At 69.5% G+C, this 19,199-nt stretch carries 15 protein-coding genes and 1 pseudogene; 8 read left to right on the top strand and 8 right to left on the bottom strand.

Annotated features, from left to right (window positions below; all coding sequences use genetic code 11):
- The coding region (locus B7767_RS05325; RefSeq protein ID WP_143652223.1) for an acyl carrier protein at positions 1-573 on the top strand (573 nt) is incomplete at its 5' end.
- A 22-nt stretch (positions 574-595) separates the two neighbouring features.
- Here the strand turns inward: B7767_RS05325 and B7767_RS05330 are convergent.
- Complete coding sequence (locus B7767_RS05330) at positions 596-766, bottom strand: hypothetical protein (protein ID WP_256923325.1); 171 nt, start codon at positions 764-766, stop codon at positions 596-598.
- A gap of 115 nt (positions 767-881) precedes the next feature.
- The gene (locus B7767_RS05335) at positions 882-1,988 is read right to left on the bottom strand and encodes an LCP family protein (RefSeq protein ID WP_085571097.1); all 1,107 of its coding nucleotides are present in this window, start codon (positions 1,986-1,988) and stop codon (positions 882-884) included.
- A 342-nt stretch (positions 1,989-2,330) separates the two neighbouring features.
- On the opposite strand from B7767_RS05335, the gene B7767_RS05340 reads away from it, so the two are divergent.
- From B7767_RS05340 to B7767_RS05360, 5 genes are all read left to right on the top strand, one after another.
- Positions 2,331-3,395, top strand: a complete 1,065-nt coding sequence (locus tag B7767_RS05340) for a hypothetical protein (RefSeq protein ID WP_085571098.1) — start codon at positions 2,331-2,333, stop codon at positions 3,393-3,395.
- 315 nt (positions 3,396-3,710) lie between these two features.
- Positions 3,711-5,519, top strand: coding sequence for a stealth family protein (locus B7767_RS05345; protein WP_085571099.1), 1,809 nt, complete (start codon positions 3,711-3,713; stop codon positions 5,517-5,519).
- Positions 5,516-8,266: a glycosyltransferase gene (locus tag B7767_RS05350; protein WP_085571100.1), complete on the top strand. Its 2,751-nt coding sequence runs from the start codon at positions 5,516-5,518 to the stop codon at positions 8,264-8,266. The genes B7767_RS05345 and B7767_RS05350 overlap by 4 nt, the downstream gene beginning before the upstream one ends.
- 21 nt (positions 8,267-8,287) lie before the next feature.
- A complete protein-coding gene (locus B7767_RS05355) occupies positions 8,288-9,763 on the top strand; it encodes a glycosyltransferase family 2 protein (protein ID WP_085571101.1) in 1,476 nt (491 codons plus the stop codon).
- Between the two features lie 50 nt (positions 9,764-9,813).
- On the top strand, positions 9,814-12,555 hold the full coding sequence (locus B7767_RS05360; protein WP_085571102.1) for a CDP-glycerol glycerophosphotransferase family protein: 2,742 nt from the start codon (positions 9,814-9,816) through the stop codon (positions 12,553-12,555).
- 9 nt (positions 12,556-12,564) lie between these two features.
- Here B7767_RS05360 and B7767_RS05365 read toward each other — a convergent pair whose 3' ends face one another.
- From B7767_RS05365 to B7767_RS49250, 3 genes and pseudogenes are all read right to left on the bottom strand, one after another.
- On the bottom strand, positions 12,565-13,596 hold the full coding sequence (locus B7767_RS05365; protein ID WP_256923326.1) for an endonuclease/exonuclease/phosphatase family protein: 1,032 nt from the start codon (positions 13,594-13,596) through the stop codon (positions 12,565-12,567).
- The gene (locus B7767_RS05370) at positions 13,593-13,940 is read right to left on the bottom strand and encodes an NYN domain-containing protein (RefSeq protein WP_085571103.1); all 348 of its coding nucleotides are present in this window, start codon (positions 13,938-13,940) and stop codon (positions 13,593-13,595) included. The genes B7767_RS05365 and B7767_RS05370 overlap by 4 nt, the downstream gene beginning before the upstream one ends.
- 74 nt (positions 13,941-14,014) lie before the next feature.
- A pseudogene (locus B7767_RS49250) lies at positions 14,015-14,194 on the bottom strand (hypothetical protein); the annotation flags it as partial.
- Between the two features lie 225 nt (positions 14,195-14,419).
- Between B7767_RS49250 and B7767_RS05380 the strand changes: the two are divergent.
- Together B7767_RS05380 and B7767_RS46155 are read left to right on the top strand one after the other, a co-directional pair.
- A complete protein-coding gene (locus tag B7767_RS05380) occupies positions 14,420-15,100 on the top strand; it encodes a hyaluronoglucosaminidase (RefSeq protein WP_085571105.1) in 681 nt (226 codons plus the stop codon).
- An 11-nt stretch (positions 15,101-15,111) separates the two neighbouring features.
- Entirely contained in the window at positions 15,112-15,258 is a 147-nt protein-coding gene (locus B7767_RS46155; protein ID WP_175449356.1) for a hypothetical protein, read from the top strand.
- A gap of 51 nt (positions 15,259-15,309) precedes the next feature.
- Here B7767_RS46155 and B7767_RS05385 read toward each other — a convergent pair whose 3' ends face one another.
- From B7767_RS05385 to B7767_RS05395, 3 genes are all read right to left on the bottom strand, one after another.
- On the bottom strand, positions 15,310-17,442 hold the full coding sequence (locus tag B7767_RS05385; RefSeq protein WP_085571106.1) for a 3-hydroxyacyl-CoA dehydrogenase NAD-binding domain-containing protein: 2,133 nt from the start codon (positions 17,440-17,442) through the stop codon (positions 15,310-15,312).
- Positions 17,439-18,656: an acetyl-CoA C-acyltransferase gene (locus tag B7767_RS05390; RefSeq protein WP_085571107.1), complete on the bottom strand. Its 1,218-nt coding sequence runs from the start codon at positions 18,654-18,656 to the stop codon at positions 17,439-17,441. The genes B7767_RS05385 and B7767_RS05390 overlap by 4 nt, the downstream gene beginning before the upstream one ends.
- A gap of 290 nt (positions 18,657-18,946) precedes the next feature.
- On the bottom strand, positions 18,947-19,199 hold a 253-nt coding region (locus tag B7767_RS05395), incomplete at its 5' end, for a substrate-binding domain-containing protein (protein WP_179167037.1).

A 19,199-nucleotide genomic window follows, 5' to 3' on the forward strand; every position in this document is an offset into this window, starting at 1 on the left:
GCCGGCCGGCCGGGTACGGCACTGGCCTGGGGGCCGGTCGGCGGGACCGGCTACGTCGCCCGCAGCGGCATGGGCCCCGCCATGACCGGACGCGGCCTCGAACTGCTCACCCCCGCCGAGGTCCTCGCCACCGCCGACCGCCTCCTGGCCGCCGGCACCGACGTCGCCGGAGCGGGCCGTTACCGCTGGGGAGCCGCACGCCACCTGCTGCCCGCCCTGGCCACCCCCCGGTTCGCCCCGCTGGCCCCGTCCTCCTCCACGGCCTCCCCGGACGCCCGCAACGAACTCCTGAGCACACTGGCGGACCTCCCGGCGGACGAGGCGATCGGCAGGATCACCGAGACGATCGCCCGGCTCCTCGCGGGCGTCCTGCAGACCGACCCGGCCGGCCTGGACCCCACGCGCAACGTCACCGACTTCGGACTGGACTCGCTGCTGGGCATGCAGTTCCTGGTCCAGACGAGGGACCTGTTCGACATCCGCCTCGGCCCGGCCGACCTGGCCACCGGGCGCACCCTGGCCCACTTCGCCCGCCTGATCCACCAGCGGCTGGAGCTGAACGCCGGCACGTAGCGGGCACCGGGCGTCGCCGGTCTCAGCGGGGCACGGACCGCGGACCGGCGACCTCCGCGCCCACGGCGGTCACCCTGCGGCGCAGCTCGCGGTCGGCCGTGACGACCAGGACCGGGCGGTCTGCGGCCCCCCGCCGGTCCCGCCACCACCCGTCGGGCACCGACCCGACGGCGTTCGCGGCGTCGACGATCACGAGCAGGGCGGCGGCGAGGAGAACCGCAGACAGGAAGATTGACCGGTCAGCCTATCGAAAAGTACCTGTATGCCCAGTTCCGGTGCGGCATGCGGGACCGGTTGCTCCTCGGGGGTCAGCCGGTCTTCTTGGCGTCCTTGAGCAGTTCCGCCGGGATCTCGGTGTCGTCGCGGATCGCCGTCCACAGCTTCTCCGCCTTCGACTCGACGGCGACCACCCGGTTCGGGTCGACCTTGTCGTACGTGACCGGCAGCATGATCGTCTGCATGCCCTCGGCGTCGATGCCCTTGACGCTCTGGGCGAAGTCGGCGAGGGCGGTCAGCGACGCCAGTTCCTTGTCGGTGGTGAGCGCGCCGGTCGCGGACCGGGCGATGGAGTAGGCCTTGGTGGGGCTGGTCAGCAGGTCCTGCTTCTGCACCTCGCTGATCAGCGCCTTGAGGAACTTCTGCTGAAGTTCGATGCGGCCCAGGTCGCTGCCGTCGCCATAGCCGTGCCGGGTGCGGACGAACTGCAGGGACTGGTCCCCGTCCAGGCGGTGCGTACCCGTCCCCAGCTGCAGCTGGTCGTTGTCGATCGGCTGGTCCAGCGTCACGGTGACGCCACCCACCTCGTCCACGATCTGCTTGAAGCCGGAGAAGTCGAGCTCCACCAGGTGGTCGATGCGGACGTCGCTCATCGACTCGACGGTCCTCGCCGTGCAGGCCGGCCCGCCGAGGGCGTAGACCGCGTTGAACATCACACGCTTCGCCTCCGGCAGCACCTTGCCGCTCTCCGTGGTGCACTCGGGCCGGGTCACCAGGGTGTCGCGCGGGATGCTCACCGCGACCGCCTCGGTGTGGCCCTTGGCTATGTGTACCAGCAGCGTGGTGTCCGACCGCTGCCCGCTCACGTTCCCGCCGGCCAGGTCGCCGTTGTCGCCGGCCCGCGAGTCGGAGCCGAGCACCAGCAGGTTCAGCGCGTCGCCCGCCGAGGTCTTCTTCGCGGGGCGGGAGGAGTCGTCGCCGAGGGCCTTGTCGAGGTCGACGGCGTTGTCCTTGAGCTTGGAGTCCAGGGACGAGTAGAGCCAATAGGCGGTGCCGCCGAGTACGAGGACGAGGGCGAGCAGGGAGAAGAGTACGATCCGGCCTGTCCGTCGCTTCTTCTTCTGAGCTCTGCGGTTGCCCCGCTTTTTGGGCGGGGTGTCGTCGGCAGGCGGCACAGGCGTGCTCAGGTCGTGGCTCACGGCGGGGTCCTCGCAACTCGTGCCCGGAGGGCAAGGGCAGCAGGCCGCTCCCGTGAGGGGCCGGGTCGGTGCTGCTCGGCTGACGCTTGGTTGGCATTGAACTATAGACAGGTACTCGAAAACTCTTTTGAGTGATGTGCCCGTTGTGTGCCCCGGCGGGTACGGCCGGCCGTCCCGTCCCAGGTGCTTCCGGCCGGTCCCGGAGCCGTTCCGGCGGCCGCGACCCGAGGCCCGTGCGGCGCCGACGGGGCAACGGGACGTTTGTTCGGACGTGCTTATGATGTGGCGGATTCTGGGGTCATCCGTGGATACCGGGGCCCGGCGCGGGAAGGGACGGCACACATGCGCGGCAGAGGTGCGCAGGCGGTGGCCACGGGGTCGTGGCTGCTGCGGGGGAACGACGACCGCCTCGCCGTGTACGCGCTCGTCGAAGGCGGTGTGCGCCGCTGGACGGAGACCGCGGTCGGCAGCGGGCGCTGGAGCGGGCCGGACTTCTTCCCCGCCGAGGGGCTTACCGGTCTCGCCGTCGCCCAAGGGGCCAATCGCTACGCGCACTTCCTCGGGCGCAGGGAGAAGCGGACGGGCGGGGACGCGCCGAAGGTCGACCTGCTCTACGCCGTGCAGTACCAGTCGGGTCGAACGCTGGGCGACTGGCGTTCCCTGGGGAACCCGTACCGCGACCCGAGGGACGCCGCGACACTCGGCGTGCCGACCGCCGCCGTCGACGGGCAGGGCACGGTCCACGTCTTCGTCTCCGGTGGCCCCGGCGGGGTCATGCTGCGGCGCGAATCCAAGAGCGGGGCGTGGGAGGCATGGAAGGACCTGCGCGGCGGCGCGGTCGAGGGCGGGCCGGCCGCCGCGGCGAACTCCGCCGGACTGGTCGAACTCCTCGCGCCGGGGAACCGGTCGGTCATGCGCTGGGTGCAGACGGAGCCCGGGGCCGACCTGCGCCGGGCGCAGGACCTCTCGCCCGCTCCGGTACCCGGCTCCGCCGCGCTCCTCGAGACCGCCCCCGGTGTGTTCACCGCGTACTGGTCCGAGCAGAGTGGGACGGGCGTCTACGCGCAGCGGCCCGGCGAGTGGGCCTTCCCCGTCGGCGGGGCCCCGGGTGAGGGACCTCACGCCACGCTCCGTGCCTCCGTCGACGGCTATGACTGCACGGTCCTGGCCCACCGGGGACGTGCGGGGACCGCCGTGATCGGGGTCTGCGGCACCGGCGCGGAGTCCGGCGGACTGTGGTGGTCCGACACGGGGGTGACCTGTATCGGCGCTCCGGCGCTGGCACTGGACGGGCGGGGCCGGGTCGTCATGGCGACGGTCACCGCGGACGGCGCCGTCCTGGTGAACCGGCAGCGGCCGGAGCCCGGTCTCACCCTGTCCGACTGGGACCGCCTGCCGGGCGACTGAGCCGGCCCTCACCGTCCGGGTCGACGAAGCCTGACAACTTACGGCGCGTCAATACACCAGATCGCGCTGGAAATCTAGTCCTTCAAATGGTTGTACGAGTCATCGGTGATGATTGTCACGCCTTGCAAGGTGTTCACAGGCTGTCTTGACCTGGACTTTTAGGAAACCATTATGTGAAAGTTTGGTGGTTCACCGTTATGTGGTGATCGCAGTTGAATCGGGGCGATGAGCCCTGTGTCTGGTATGCGAGCTTCTTCCACGCCAAGGCCCACACAGAGGGGTGTGCGACATCCTTGGAGGGCGGAGCTGCCGGGTATGGATGGTGGATGCCTCGTGGGTGGCTCGGACAACCCTGAAGCCGGAGCGCTGATCTCGGCGTACCGGTCTGCGGTTCCGACCGGCGCGAGGCAGCGCATCGTCCGCGGGGTGCCGACCCCGGTCCGCAAGGTCGTGAAGTCCTCGCTCACCGCCGCCGACTCCGTGCGCTCCGCCGCGGTGGTCTGGGCGATGGGGGGCAAGCGAAAGGCGCCCCGGCACAGCACCGCCTACAGCCAGCGGGTCGTCCGCGTCGGCCGCCGTCACATGCGTGCGCTGATGGTCGAGGGGGCGACGGACTGGGCTGCCCGCGCCCGCAACCTGAACATCGTGGTCTCCGTTCTGGAGGCGGCGGGCGTCGACTACTTCTGCGTGCGGGGCACGAACAGCGGGCTGCCCGCTGTCGCCGTTCCCGCCGCGTCCCGCCCGCTGGTCGAGGAACTGCTCCAGCTGGCCTTCGCGCAGGCCCCGGGCTATGTGGGACCCGCCGGCGGCAACGAGGCGCGGATGGAGCCCGGCGACGACGAGCGGTCATGGCGGCAGCTGCGCAAGAACAAGGTGCTGCGCGTCGCGTGGTACGTGTGCGACCCCACCCAGCAGTTGGTCTTCGGCGCGGCCACCGGATGCGACCTGGAGATGTGGACGGAGCGGGACGGGGAGCTGCGGGCTCCGCGCCCCAACCGGGTCATCGACGCGGTTCCGGTGAGGGCCCCGCGCAAGTCGGCGCCACAGAGCCTCTTCAGCCCCATTCCTCCTCCCTACCACACGGGGGACGCGAGGACCCTGGCCGAGTTCGCCGTGCCGCTCCCCGAGGACCACCAGTTCCCCATCGATGTCGTCTACACCTGGGTCGACGACTCCGACCCGGTCTGGCGGGCGTCGCGCGACCGTGTGCGCCGGGGGTTCTCCGCGGACGGACTGCACGAGCAGGCGGCGAACGACTCGCGGTACACCAGCCGTGACGAACTGCGTTACTCGCTGCGGTCGCTCCACCAGAACGCCCCCTGGGTGCGCAACATCTATCTCGTGACGGCGGGCCAGGCCCCGTCCTGGCTCCAGGCGCAGCACGCGAACCTCCGGGTGGTGGACCACCGGGAGATCTTCTCCGACGCCTCCGCCCTGCCGACGTTCAACTCGCATGCCATCGAGAGCCAGCTGCACCATATTCCGGGACTCTCGGAGTGCTTCCTCTACCTGAACGACGACGTGTTCTTCGGCCGGCCGGTGACACCTGGGCATTTCTTCCACCCGAACGGCATCACCAAGTTCTTCACCTCGCCCGCGCTGATACCGGGCGGCGCCGTCTCCTCGACCGACCTTCCGGTCAACGCCGCGGGCAAGAACAGCCGTTGGCTCATCGCGCAGAAATTCGGTACCGCCATATCCCAGAAGATGAAGCACACGCCGCATGCGCTCCGCAGGAGTGTGCTGCAGGAAATCGAGGAGACCTTCGCGGAGCAGCACGCCACCACCCAGCATTCACGTTTCCGTTCCCCTGGGGACGTGCCGATCGCCTCGTCGCTGCACCACTATTTCGCATACCACTCCGCCCGGGCCACGGTGGGGGACATCCAGTACCGGTACATCGACCTCTCGGCCGATCTGGCGGAGAGGCGCCTGAACACACTTCTCGCCAACCGGAACATGGACACCTTCTGCCTCAACGACACGGTGGAGTCGGCTGACCCGGAAGCGCAGCGGGACATGCTGAAACGTTTCCTCGAAGCGTATTTCCCGGTGCCCAGTCCTTATGAAACCGCGGAACACGGGAATGCCCTCGAGTCTGCGAGTGAGTTCCGGCGCACATGAATTCCTATGACGTCACACTGGTCGTGCCGGTCTACAACGTGGAGCAGTACCTCCAGGAGTGCCTGGACTCCATCGAGGCACAGACGGTGTTCGAGCGCTGCGAGGTCGTGCTCGTCGACAACGGCAGCACGGACGGCTCCTACCGGCTCTGCGCGGAGTTCGCCCGTCGGCACGCCAACACCACGGTGCTGGTACGCCACGGCGGCGGCGCCGGAGCGGCCCGCAACCTCGGCATGGACCGGGCGACCAGCCCGCGCATCACCTTCTGCGACTCCGACGACGTGCTTCCGCCCACCGCGCTCGAACGCATGCTGGACGCCTCCTCGGCCACGGGGGCCCAGGTCGTGGTGGGTGCGATGGAGACGTTCCCCAAGCCGACCAACTGGGCCTGGAAGGACCATTTCGGAAAGGGCGACCGGACGTTCGACAGCCTCGCCGAAATGCCCGAGCTGGTGCACAGCGCCAGTGCCTGCAACAAGCTCTTCGACCTTTCCTACCTGCGCTCCCACGGCATCCGCTTCGCCGAAGGCGTCCACTTCGAGGACGCCTACGTCGGCGTCTCCGCGCTCGTTCTCGCCACCCGGCTCGCCCTGGTCGACGCGTGTGTCTACCGGTACCGCAAGCGCGCCGCGGGGAACTCGACCATGGACGCGATCTGGACGCGGCGGCAGAACTACTGGGACCACCTCCAGCTCGTGGAGTACCTGCACCGGCTGGGCGAGGGCCTCCCGGAGAACTCGAAGGCCGTGCTCGACCTCTTCCTGGTACGGAGCTACCAGGGCTTCGCGCTCCGGGCGCCCGACCTCTTCCGAGGGGCGGAGCTGGAGGACATCTACTCGCGGTGTCGCGCGGTCTACTGGGGCGTCTCGCCCGACGTGATCGTCAGGGCCACCGCGGACGCCCGTCACCGCGTGGCCTACCTCGCCTTCCTCACCGGGGACTTCGGCCTGTTCGCGGATCGGGCGGCCAGGCTGCACAAGCTCTCCGTGCGTGACGGCCGTCCGTACCTCATCGGTGAGCTGCCGGACCAGCTGGCCCCGTTGGCGCAGGCCACGCCCTTCACCGCTCATCTGGAGCACGTTCGCCGGGTGCCGGGGACCGGGACGCTGCGGCTCTCCGGACGGTTCGAGGTCAGCGGCATGCCCATGGTCCGGCCCCTGGCGGGGCACCTCGGCCTGCGTGTCCGGGGGAGCCGCCTCAGCGTCCCCGCCACGCAGATCCGCCGGCGGGACCTGAAGAACACCCGGCCCGACACGGAATGGGGCGGCTTCACCGCCGACCTGCCCCTCGACGCTCTGCGGAAGGGTGTCCACGACCTCGAATTCGTCATCGACTCCGAGGGCGGCCAGGCGGTCACCCCGTGCCTGGTCGCCGCCGGCTATCTGCGCGGGGCGCGCGTGGTCGAGCACGGCGGAACACGGGTCGTGCCGCACTGGAAAGGGAAGAACCGGGCGATCCTGATGGTCTCCGGCACGGCGCGCCGGCTCGCCCGCGGTATCCCGGGCAGTCTCCTCGTCAAGGACGCCAAGCATGTGCTGCGCCGTCGGCCGTTCTGGAAGCAGCGCCTGCTGCGGCTGTTCACGAAGCCGCTGAAGCCGCTGTTCCTCGGCCGGGACATCTGGTTGTTCGGAGAGCGGGGCGACACCGCGCAGGACAACAGCTGGCACCTGTTCCGGCACGCGCGCACCGCGGGCAAACGGCGCGGGGCGTACTACGTCATCCGGGCGGGCAGCCCCGACCGGGTCCGTCTGGCGGGGCTCGGGCACATCGTCGCCCACAGCTCCTGGAAGCACAAGCTGTTGATGTTGCACGCGTCCGTGCTGGTCAACGCCTACGACATCGACACCTACATGCTGCCCGACGGCTGGGACCGGACCCGCTACCTCAAGCATCTGAACTGGCGCGTGGGTGCCCGCCGGGTCTTCCTGCAGCACGGTGTGACGGACAAGGACGTCAGCAAGGGCCTGCACCGCAACCGCACGGGCGTCGACCTCATCCTCGCGGTGAGCCGGCGCGAGGGGCGGTTCCTGTCGGAGGAGCTCGGCTACGAGGGGCAGGTGGGGGTCGTCGGCTTCCCCCGCTTCGACGCGCTGGTCCCCGAGCGCGGCGGGCGCACCATCTTGTTCATGCCGACGTGGCGCGCCTATCTGACCGTCGCCTCGTACAGCCGTGACGGCGGCGGACGCGAGATGCGACAGGCCATGCGCGACCGGTTCCTCGCCTCCAGCTACCGGGATTTCATGGTCCGTTTCCTGAACGACCCGGAACTGCTGGCCGCCCTGGACCGGTACGACTACACACTGCAATTCCTGCCGCACTACGAAATGCGCGCGATGGTCGGGGAGATCGTGCCGGAACGCGACCGGGTCCGGGTCATCGACCAGAACGAGGTCAGTGTGCAGGAGGCCATGCGGCGCTGCGATCTCTTCGTCACGGACTGGTCGTCCACCGCCTTCGACGTCGCATACCTCGGAACTCCCCTGGTGTACGCACAGTTCGATGCCGAGGAGTACTGGGACGGGCATTACCAGAAGGGCTATTTCGATGCCCGCCGGGACGGATTCGGGCCGGTCGGTGAAACCGTCGAAGAGGTCGTGGGTGAAGTGGTCCGCTACATGCGGGGAGGGTGTGAGAGAGAGCCCGGGTATCTGCGGCGGGTGGAGAATTTCTTCGAGTACCGGGACCAGCAGAACAACGTGAGGGCGTCGGAAGCGATCGATCGTCTCGTTCGGGAGTTGAATCATTGATGTGGTGTGCCAGGAGGAAGTATGTCCCAAGCCAGCCGTGACGTGACGGTCGTCGTTCCGTTCCGTGATGTCCAGAACTTCTTCGCCGAGTTCCTGGAGTCGGTGGCCGCGCAGACCGCCTTCGCGCGCGCCCATGTGATTCTCGTCGACAACGGCAGCAGTGACCGGTCGGTGGAGATCGCGAGCGAATTCGCCGGCCGGTACGCCAACGTCGACCTGGTCTCGCAGCCCCAGGGCCGGGCCGGCGACGCGCGCAACATGGGCATGGACATGGCCTCGACGCCGTACATCGTCTTCTGGGACGCCGACGACGTCGTGCCCGAGCGCTCCCTGGAAGTGCTCCGGAACACCATCATCAAAACCAGGGCCACGATCGTCGTGGGCCGCGAGAAGCATGTCCCGAAGCCGGTCAAGGCGCCGTGGCACAAGTACTTCGGCAAGAACGTCAAAACGGTGAGCAGCGTCGTCGACATCCCCGACCTGATCCACTCGGCGTCCTGCTGGAACAAGATCTTCGACCTCGACCTGCTGCGCTCCCAGGGCATCCGGTTCGGTGCCGGCACCGCCTTCGAGGACGCCTATGTGTCGCTGCCCGCGCTGCTGCTCTCGGAGCGCATCGCACTGGTCGACGCCCCCGTCTACGAGTACCGCAGGCGCGGTGACGGCTCCTCCGTCATGGACACCATCTGGGACCTCCCGCAGAACTATGCCGATCAGCTGATGATGCTGGAGTACCTCGCGGGTATGCGTCAGGGGCTCACGCCGTACCAGCAGGAGACGCTGGAACGGTTCCTCATCCGCAGCATGCAGGGCTTCCTGCTGAGGGCGCCGCGGATCTTCGGCGAAGCCGACTGCCGGAAGCTCTTCGAGCGCTGTCGCACGCTCTACTGGGGAATCACCTCGGAGCAGTTCGCCCGGAGCACGCACGACACCAGGCACCGGCTCCCCTATCTCGCGCTGCACTTCGCGGACTTCGACCTCTTCTACCGTCCGGCCTCCGTCCTCGGCTCGGTCTTCGGCCGGGAAGGGGATCTCTACGTCGACTACCCGGGGACGTCCTGGGGACTGCCGCTCACGAAGGTCACGTCCGTTCCGGCCCGGATCGAGGGAGTCTCCGCCGGCGAGGGCGGGACGGTGGTGCTCCACGGCCGCTTCTCGGTCAACGGGATCCCCGACGAACTGCTCGCCAAGCTCGAACTGCAGGTCTGGTTCGAGCGGAGCGGCAAGACCCTTCCGGCGGTGAACCACGGGCAGGGCCACGACCAGCCGGGCCAGGAGGGGGCCCTCTTCAGCGTCGCCGTCGACCCCCGGGAGTTCCCGGCCGGCTCCTTCCCCGTGCGTCTGGTGCTGTGCACCCGGGGCAGGGACGTCTCGCGCCCCTGCGCCGTCTCCCCGGCCCTGTCCCAGCAACCGCCCGTCAACGGATTCCACGGTTTCGCGCGCATCACCGCCGACGGCGGGAACGCCCAACTCGTCATCGAGTCCACCCAGCACTGATCACGATCCGCTCCAGAAATGGGGTATTCGGCAGGAAACAGGAGTTATAGGTGTTCGATCCCCTCTACGACGTCGCCGTCGTCGTCCCCATCTTCAACGTGGAGAGATATCTCCAGGAATGCCTGGACTCACTGGCCCGCCAGACGATGTTCGAGCGCTGCCAGGTGGTCCTGGTCGACAACGGCAGCAGTGACGGCTCGCCCGCCATCGCCGCGGAATTCGCCGCGCGGTATCAGAACGTGTGGGCGTTCGTACATCCCGAGGGAAAGGCCGGCGGGGCCAGGAACGCGGGAATGGAACTGGTCAGCGCCCGCTACATCACGTTCTGCGACTCCGACGACGTGCTTCCCGAGGACGCCCTGGAAACCATGTGGCGGACCGCGGTCAAGGAGCGCGTGCCGCTCACCATCGGACGGATGGAGACGTTCCCGGAGGAGACCAACTGGCCCTGGCTCCGCTACTTCGGGAAGCAGGTCCAGGTACATCCCGGAATCGAGAACATCCCGGAGATGATCCACGGCGGAAGCGCCTGCCACAAGCTCTTCGACGTCGAGTTCATCCGCGCGAACAACATCCGGTTCCGCGAGGGCGTGCACTTCGAGGACGCGTTCTTCTCGGTTCCCGCCATGCTGCTCGCGGACCGCATCGCGATGGTGCCGAGCACGGTCTACCGGTACCGCAAGCGCGCCGCCGAGGACTCCACGATGGACAAGTTGTGGGAGCGCACGGAGAACTACTGGGACCACCTCCTTCTGGAGGAGTACCTGATGACGCTCCGCCCCCGTCTCTCCGGCCACCGGCAGGAGGTCCTCAACCGGTTCCTGGTGCGCAGCTACCAGGGTTTCGCCCTCCGCGCGCCGCAGGCCCTGCCCGAGGAGGAGCTGTTCCGGCTCTTCCAGCGGGCCCGCGCGGTCTACACGCTGGTGCCACCCGACGCGGTCCTGGCCTCCACCCACGACACCCGCCACCGGGTGCCGTTCCTGGCGATGTACATGAACTGGTACGAGCTCTTCGCGCGCCCGGGGCAGACGATCAGTGGTGTGTACGGGCGGGGCGGAGACCTCTATCTCGATGTCGCGGTGCCGAGCGCGCTGCTCCCGCTGACGAAGATCTCCTCCACCAGCGTGCACGTGGAACGGATCCAGGCGGATGCAGAGTCCGGTGGGATCATTGTGGCCGGCCGGTTCGTGCTCAACGGACTCCCCATGAGCGAGGCCATGCGCAATCCCCTGCAGCTGTGGGTGGAGAAGAGCGGTCAGATGGTGCCCGCGCGACAGGTGTGGCGCAGTGACCTGCTGGCGACGCGTGACGATCTCGCCTGGGGCGGATTCGAGGCGGTCGTCCCGGCACACGCCCTCAAGGACGGTGAGTTCCCGCTGAAGCTGGTGTTCTGCACCTCCGGCCGTGATGTCTCGCGCCCGTGCATGATCACCACCGCGATGCTGCGCAGCGCCCGTCCCATGAAGATCGCGGACCGCTACGTCCTTCCGCTGGCGAAGGGCAAGGACAACGCCGTACTGGTCGTCCGGGAGGCGCAGGGCCGGAACGGGGACAAGGCCTGGGAGGAGTTCCTCGTGGGCCTGGACCAGGAGCAGAAGAAGCGCAAGGCGCCCTTCTGGCGTGCCCGCGCCATCCGGCGGGCCACGCTCCGGTTCTTCCGCCGCAAGGAGATCTGGCTGATCGGCGAGCGCAAGGACACCGCACAGGACAACAGCCTGCACCTGTTCACGTATCTGCGTAAGCACGAGCGCCGCCGCAAGGCCTACTACATCATCGAGAAGGGCAGCGCGGACCGGGCCAAGCTGAAGCGCCTGGGGAACGTGGTGGCGCACAGCTCCTGGAAGCACAAACTGCTGATGCTGCACGCGTCGCTGCTCATCAACGCCTACGACATCGACTCGTACATGCTTCCCGACGGCTGGGACCGCACGAAGTACCTCAAGCACCTCAACTGGCGCGTCGGGGCCCGCCGGGTCTTCCTCCAGCACGGGGTCACCGACGAGGACGGCAGCAAGGCCCTGCACCGCAACCGGACCGGTGTGGACCTGGTGTTCGCGACCAGTGACCGGGAGGCCCAGTACTTCTCCGAGCACATGCACTACGGGGACCAGGCCAAGGCACTGGGCTTCCCGCGCTTCGACGCGCTGCAGCCGGACCGCGGCCGGCGGCGTGTCCTGCTGATGCCCACCTGGCGCAAGTACCTCACCATCCCCTCCTACCTCCAGCAGGACGGCGCGGACCAGGACGCCGTCGACGAGATCTTCCGGGAGTCGACCTACCGGGAGTTCATGGTGCAGCTGCTGCGCCACCCGAAGCTGATGGAGGCGCTGGAGTACTACGACTACGTGCTCGACTTCCTTCCGCACTACGAGATGCGGAACATGGTCGACGGGGTCGTCCCGGACCACCCCCGAGTGCAGCGCCTGGACCAGACGAAGGTCAGTGTCCAGACGGCCCTGCGCCAGTGCGACCTGTTCATCACGGACTGGTCCTCGGTCCACTTCGACATGGCCTATCTCGGCACGCCGCTCGTCTACGCCAGGTTCGATCCGGACGAGTACTGGGCCAAGCACGCCAGAAAGGGGTACTTCGAGGCGGCGTACGACGGGTTCGGACCGGTGTGCGGCAACGTGGAGGAAGTGGTGACCGAAGTGATCCGCTACCTCGGCAACGGGTGCAAGCGCGAGCCGGAGTACGACTACCGGGCGCGTGCGTTCTTCGCCTTCGAGGACCGCGGCAACTGCGCCCGCGCGACGGCCGCGATCGCGGAGCTCGCGGCAACGGACGTGTGAGGCACCGCCTCACCGGCCGCGGCGCAGTGTCACCGTACCGATCAGGGCCCGGTGGTCTGAGCAGCGGCGCGCGCCGCGGCACGAGGCCGGTACGGCCAGGGAGTCCGCCGTGTACGCGCCGCTGATCCGGTCGGCGCGTACGAAGAGGTAGTCGAGCTTGACACCGCTGCCGCACGGCCCGGGGCGGGCCGCGGGCACGGAGAAGGTCCGCTCGCCGTGCCCGGCGCAGTGCCCGCGGTCCGCGTCGTCCAGTTCGCGGTGCGCACCCCGCCCGGCGTGGTCCGTGGGGCGGTCGACGGACGGCGCGTACATCCGGTCCATGCGGGTGTGGTGTGGCTGGGCGTTGAAGTCACCGGCCACCAGATAGGACCGGCCGGCCGTGGCGAAGGCGTCGAGCCGTGCCCGGACGGCGGCGATCTGACGCCCGTTGGGCGAGCCGTCCCTTCCCGGGAAGGCACGGGGCGTCAGATGGGTGGCGCAGAAGGTCACCTGTGGACGGTCGGCGAGCGGCGCGCACAGCAGCGCCCGGCGCTCCGCCGTGCCGTCGGACGGCAGGACGTAGGTCTTCGCCGGTCCCAGCGGCCACTTGCTGAACAGGGCGATCCCGTACGGCTCGGAACCCCGGCACAGCCCCTTGCGGGGTTTCAGCGTGGCCGTGAACCGGGAGAAGTTGCCTCGGTCGGCCGGCCAGCCGGCTCCGCGGAGCCACTCCTGAACCGCCTCGTACTGCCCGCGGCACACCTCGTTGAGTGAGACCAGGTCGGAGTCGCGGTTGAGGACCGAGGAGACCAGGGCGCCGACGAGCCCGTCGGAGACGGAGCCGCGGTGCAGGGTGTTCCCCGCGATGTTCCAGTGCCAGAGCCGGTACGGGGCGTCCGCGGCGAGCGAGGCGGAGGCGTACGGCGGGGCCGCGTACGGGGTGGTGCCCAGGAGCACGGCCGTGGTGAGCAGGAACGGCAGCACGAGGATCCGCCCGGTGCGTATGCGGCGCCACTTGCCGACACGACGGCGAAGGGCCGGCGGCTGATGGCCGGGTCTCACCGGCGCACCGCCCGCGGCCCCACACAGGTCGCGCCCAGCTCACCCACCCTGTGCCTGAGCGCACGGTCGGCGGTGACCACGACCACGGGCTGCTCGGCCCGCTCCACCAGGGCCACGATGTGATCGTCCCCGCTGCCGGCCGCCGACTCGACGCGTACGCCGGGGACGGACTCCACGCCCCGGGCGGCCCCCTCGACCACCAGCACCACATCGGCACCGGTCCGCTCGGCGTGGTCCAGCAGGAGGTCGCGCAGCCGCTCGGCCGCACCCCGCCGGTCCCGCCACCAGCCGTCCGGTACGGATCCGACGACGTTGGCCCCGTCGACCACCAGCAGTTCCCTCATGCGGACCAGGGTCGCACGTGACGCCCGACGGCTTCCGCGTGAGGGGGATCGCGTGTGCTGGTGCGGAGCGCTCGGGCGGGCACGCTCGCCACGCCCGCCTCCAGGAACCGCTTCCCGTTCACCCGCTCCGGCACGCCCTCGCGGTCCGGGCACGGTGTGATGCCGCCCAGGTGGAAGGGCCGGCCGGTGCCGGTGGTCGGGCGGAGGCCGGTGTCCGGGGCCTCGGCGACGACGCCCTCGTCGGGCATCGGGCCGCAAGGAGATCCGGCCGATCGGTGAGCGCGAGGACACCGCACGGGACGACAGCCCGCACCTGTTCCCGTGCCGGCGTGAGCGCGAGCGTCGCCGTGAGGCCTACCGCACCGTCCGGAGGGGAGCGGTGCCCACGCGGTGATCGGGCCGGCATGGACGGGGCGCCGGATGTGAGGAATCCTCACGAGGAAAGATCTTCACACGACCACCTCGAACGGGGAGAGCACATGACAGTGGGACGAAGGGTGTTCCTCGGGGCCTTCACCGCGGGCGCCGTCACCGTTGCCACCGGATCGGAGGCGGCCGCCGACGGCGAGTACACCCTGTACACCTCACCGGCCCAGTTCTACGGCTCGTCGACGACGGCGCACACGGTCACCATCAACCACAAGGCGTCGTCTGGGGACACCGCGGCGCTGAACGTCACCTCGGACAACCCGGCCACCTCGGCCATGTACCTGACCGGCGTGGAGACCTCGCGCGGGACGCTGAAGATATCCCACAAGGGCTACGCCGACGGTTCGGACCCGGGGGCCTCCGGACTCTCGATCGATCTCAGGACCTCGGGGACAGCCGCGCAGGGCATCTTCGTCACCGCGACCGACGGCCCGACCAAGGGATCCCTGATCGTCCTGCGGAACAACCCGGGCGTGGACGACTTCGTGGTCAAGGGCACGGGCCGGACGGGCATCGGCATCGGCCGCGGTGACACGCCCCAGTCCCAGCTCCACGTGGTCGCGGCGGCCGGCGCCCCGTCCGCGATCCTCGCCGAGGGCGCGGTGCGGCTCGCGGACGTCGACGCCGTACCGACCAACGCACCGGCCTTTGCCGGCGGCGGTTCCCTCTACGCCCAGGACGGCAAGCTGTTCTGGAAGGGCGGCGACGGCACGCCCAAGCAGCTGGCCTGAGGGGGACGATCGTGCAACTGACCCCCGAGGAACTGATCTCCGAGTTCCACGACGCCGTCATGGAGCTGTACTTCGCCCGTAAGCGCATCGCCGCCCTGGAGGCGGAGAACGCCGAGCTGAGGGCGCGGCTCGAAGCGGCCGAGAAGACCGGCGCATGACGAAGAGGGCCTCCGCGCACCGCGGAGGCCCTCCTCAGTCGCGTACGACCGTCACGCCGGGACCGAGGCCACCCCGGCCTCCAGGAACCGCTTCCCGTTCACCCGCTCCGACACGCCCTCGCGGTCCAGGTACGGCGTGATGCCGCCCAGGTGGAAGGGCCAGCCGGCGCCGGTGATCAGGCAGAGGTCGATGTCCTGGGCCTCGGCGACGACGCCCTCGTCGAGCATCAGGCCGATCTCCTGGGCCACCGCGTCCAGGACGCGGGCGCGGACCTGCTCCTCGGTGAGGACGGTGTCGCCCTGCTTCAGCAGCGCGGCGACCTCCGGGTCCAGCTCGGGCTTGCCGCTGTCGTAGACGTAGAAGCCGCGCTTGCCCGCCTCGACGACCGCCTTGAGGTTCGGGGAGACCGTGAAGCGCTCCGGGAACGCCCGGTTGAGGGTCTCGGAGACGTGCAGGCCGATCGCGGGACCGACCAGCTCCAGCAGGACCAGCGGGGACATCGGCAGACCGAGCGGCTCCACCGCCTTCTCCGCGACCTCGACCGGCGTGCCCTCGTCGATCACGTTCTGGATCTCGCCCATGAAGCGGGTCAGGATGCGGTTGACCACGAACGCCGGGGCGTCCTTGACCAGCACCGCGGTCTTCTTCAGCTTCTTGGCGACGCCGAACGCCGTGGCCAGCGAGGCCTCGTCCGTCTGCTCGCCGCGGACGATCTCCAGCAGCGGGAGGATCGCGACCGGGTTGAAGAAGTGGAAGCCGACGACCCGCTCGGGGTGCTTCAGCTTCGACGCCATCTCCGTCACGGAGAGGGACGAGGTGTTGGTGGCGAGGATCGCGTGCGCCGGGGCGACCGCCTCGACCTCCGCGAACACCTTCTGCTTGACGCTCATCTCCTCGAACACGGCCTCGATGACGAAGTCCGCGTCCGTGAAGCCCTCGGCCTTGTCCAGGACACCGGAGACCAGGGCCTTCAGCCTGTTGGCCTTGTCCTGGTTGATCCGGCCCTTGCCGAGCAGCTTGTCGATCTCGGCGTGGACGTAGCCCACACCCTTGTCGACGCGCTCCTGGTCGATGTCGGTCAGTACGACCGGCACCTCCAGGCGACGCAGGAAGAGCAGCGCGAGCTGGGAGGCCATCAGGCCGGCGCCGACCACGCCCACCTTGGTGACCGGGCGGGCCAGCGACTTGTCCGGGGCGCCGGCCGGGCGCTTGCCGCGCTTCTGCACCAGGTTGAAGGCGTAGATGCCGGAGCGCAGTTCGCCGCCCATGATGAGGTCGGCGAGCGCCCGGTCCTCGGCGTCGTAGCCCTTCTGCAGGTCGCCGTCCTTGGCGGCGGCGATGATGTCGAGGGCACGGTAGGCGGCCGGGGCGGCGCCGTGCACCTTGGAGTCGGCGATGAACCGGCCGCGCGCGACGGCCTGGTCCCAGGCCTCACCGCGGTCGATCACCGGACGCTCGACGACGATCTCGCCCTTGAGGACGGACGCCGTCCAGATCAGCGACTGCTCCAGGAAGTCCGCGCCCTCGAAGATCGCGTCCGCGATGCCGAGTTCATGGACCTGCGCGCCCTTGAGCTGCTTGTTCTGGTTGAGGCTGTTCTCGATGATCACCGAGACGGCCTTGTCGGCGCCGATCAGGTTCGGCAGCAGCGTGCAGCCGCCCCAGCCGGGCACCAGGCCGAGGAAGACCTCGGGGAGGGAGAAGGCGGGCAGGGCCGCCGACACCGTGCGGTACGAGCAGTGCAGGCCGATCTCGACGCCGCCGCCCATCGCCGCGCCGTTGTAGTACGCGAAGGTCGGCACGGCCAGCTTCGCCAGCCGCTTGAAGACGTCGTGGCCGCCCTTGCCGATGGCCAGCGCGTCCTCGTGCCGCTTCAGCAGCTCGACGCCCTTGAGGTCGGCGCCGACGGCGAAGATGAACGGCTTGCCGGTGACGCCGACGCCGACGATGTCGCCGTCGGCGGCCTCCTTCTCGACCTGGTCGATCGCGGCGTCGATGTTCGCCAGCGACTGCGGGCCGAGGGTGGTCGGCTTGGTGTGGTCGTGACCGTTGTCGAGGGTGATCAGGGCGAAGCGCCCGGCACCCGACGGCAGGTCGAAGTGGCGTACGTGCGCGCTGGTGACGACCTCGCCGGGGAACAGCTCGGCCGCACCCTTCAGCAGCTCTGCGGTGGTGGTGCTCACTTGTCCCCCTCGAAGTGCGGGTTCTCCCAGATGACCGTCGCGCCCATGCCGAAGCCGACGCACATGGTGGTCAGGCCGTAGCGGACGTTCGGCTGTTCCTCGAACTGGCGGGCCAGCTGCGTCATCAGACGGACGCCGGAGGAGGCCAGCGGGTGGCCGAAGGCGATGGCGCCGCCGTACTGGTTGACGCGCTCGTCGTCGTCGGCGATGCCGTAGTGGTCCAGGAAGGCGAGGACCTGGACGGCGAAGGCCTCGTTGATCTCGAACAGACCGATGTCGGAGATGGACAGGCCGGCCTGGGCCAGGGCCTTCTCCGTGGCCGGGATCGGGCCGTAGCCCATGACCTCGGGCTCCACACCCGCGAAGGAGTAGGAGACCAGGCGCATCTTGACCGGGAGGCCGTTCTCGCGGGCGAAGTCCTCGCTCGCGATGAGCGAGGCGGTGGCGCCGTCGTTCAGACCGGCCGCGTTGCCGGCGGTGACCCGGCCGTGGACGCGGAACGGGGTCTTCAGGCCGGAGAGGTTCTCCAGGGTGGTGCCGGGACGCATCGGCTCGTCGGCGGTGACCAGGCCCCAGCCGGTCTCGCCGGCCTCGGCGTTGGTGCGGCGTACGGAGACCGGGACCAGGTCGGCCTGGATCTTGCCGTTGGCGTACGCCTTGGCGGCCTTCTCCTGGGAGCGGACCGCGTACTCGTCGGCGCGCTGCTTGGTGATCTGCGGGTAGCGGTCGTGCAGGTTCTCCGCGGTCATGCCCATGAACAGGGCGGACTCGTCGACCAGCTTCTCGCTCACGAAGCGCGGGTTGGGGTCCACGCCCTCGCCCATCGGGTGGCGGCCCATGTGCTCGACACCGCCCGCGATGGCGACGTCGTACGCGCCGAAGGCGACGGAGCCGGCCACCGTGGTGACGGCGGTCAGGGCGCCGGCGCACATGCGGTCGATGGAGTAGCCCGGGACCGAGGTGGGCAGGCCCGCGAGGATGCCGGCCGTGCGGCCGATGGTCAGGCCCTGGTCGCCGATCTGCGTGGTCGCGGCGATGGCGACCTCGTCGATCTTCTTCGGGTCGAGACCGGGGTTGCGGCGCAGCAGCTCCCGGATCGCCTTCACGACGAGGTCGTCGGCGCGGGTCTCGTGGTAGATGCCCTTCGGGCCCGCCTTGCCGAACGGGGTACGGACGCCGTCGACGAAGACGACGTCCCTGACGGTACGAGGCACGATGGCTCTCCTCCAGGGTGCGGGACGCTGAGCGCTTGCTTACGGGTCATGCTACTTGTGGGTAACGTGACTGCACAGTCCCGTCGGCTGGAGCGGTGAACATCACACGTCCGGCGGCGTCCGGTGAGGGGTCTTCCGCCCCCGCCGCCCCTTCCCGTCCCGAACCCGGGGGCGCTGCCCCCGGACCCCCGCTCCTCAAGCGCCGGAGGGGCTGGAATCGGCGGAGGTGCTGCCCCGGGCCCCCGGCTCCTGAAACGCCGGAGGGGCTGGGGCTCAGCCCCTCCGGGAGGTCACGGCGGGGCCGTGGAGCCCCGTGGGGTCAGGACCGGGGTCGGCACGGGGTGCGACCCCGGCCCCTCCCCGGTGATGACGCCGAACAGCGTCCGCGCCACCTCCGCCCCGAAGCCGTGGATGTCGTGACTCATCGCCGACAGCGTCGGATGCGTCAGCCGGCACAGCTGCGAGTCGTCCCACGCCAGCAGCGACACGTCGTCCGGGACCCGCAGCCCCATCTCCGCCGCCACCGACAGCCCCGCCACCGCC

Source organism: Streptomyces sp. 13-12-16, from assembly GCF_002114215.1.
In the GTDB taxonomy this organism is placed as follows: Bacteria; Actinomycetota; Actinomycetes; order Streptomycetales; family Streptomycetaceae; genus Streptomyces.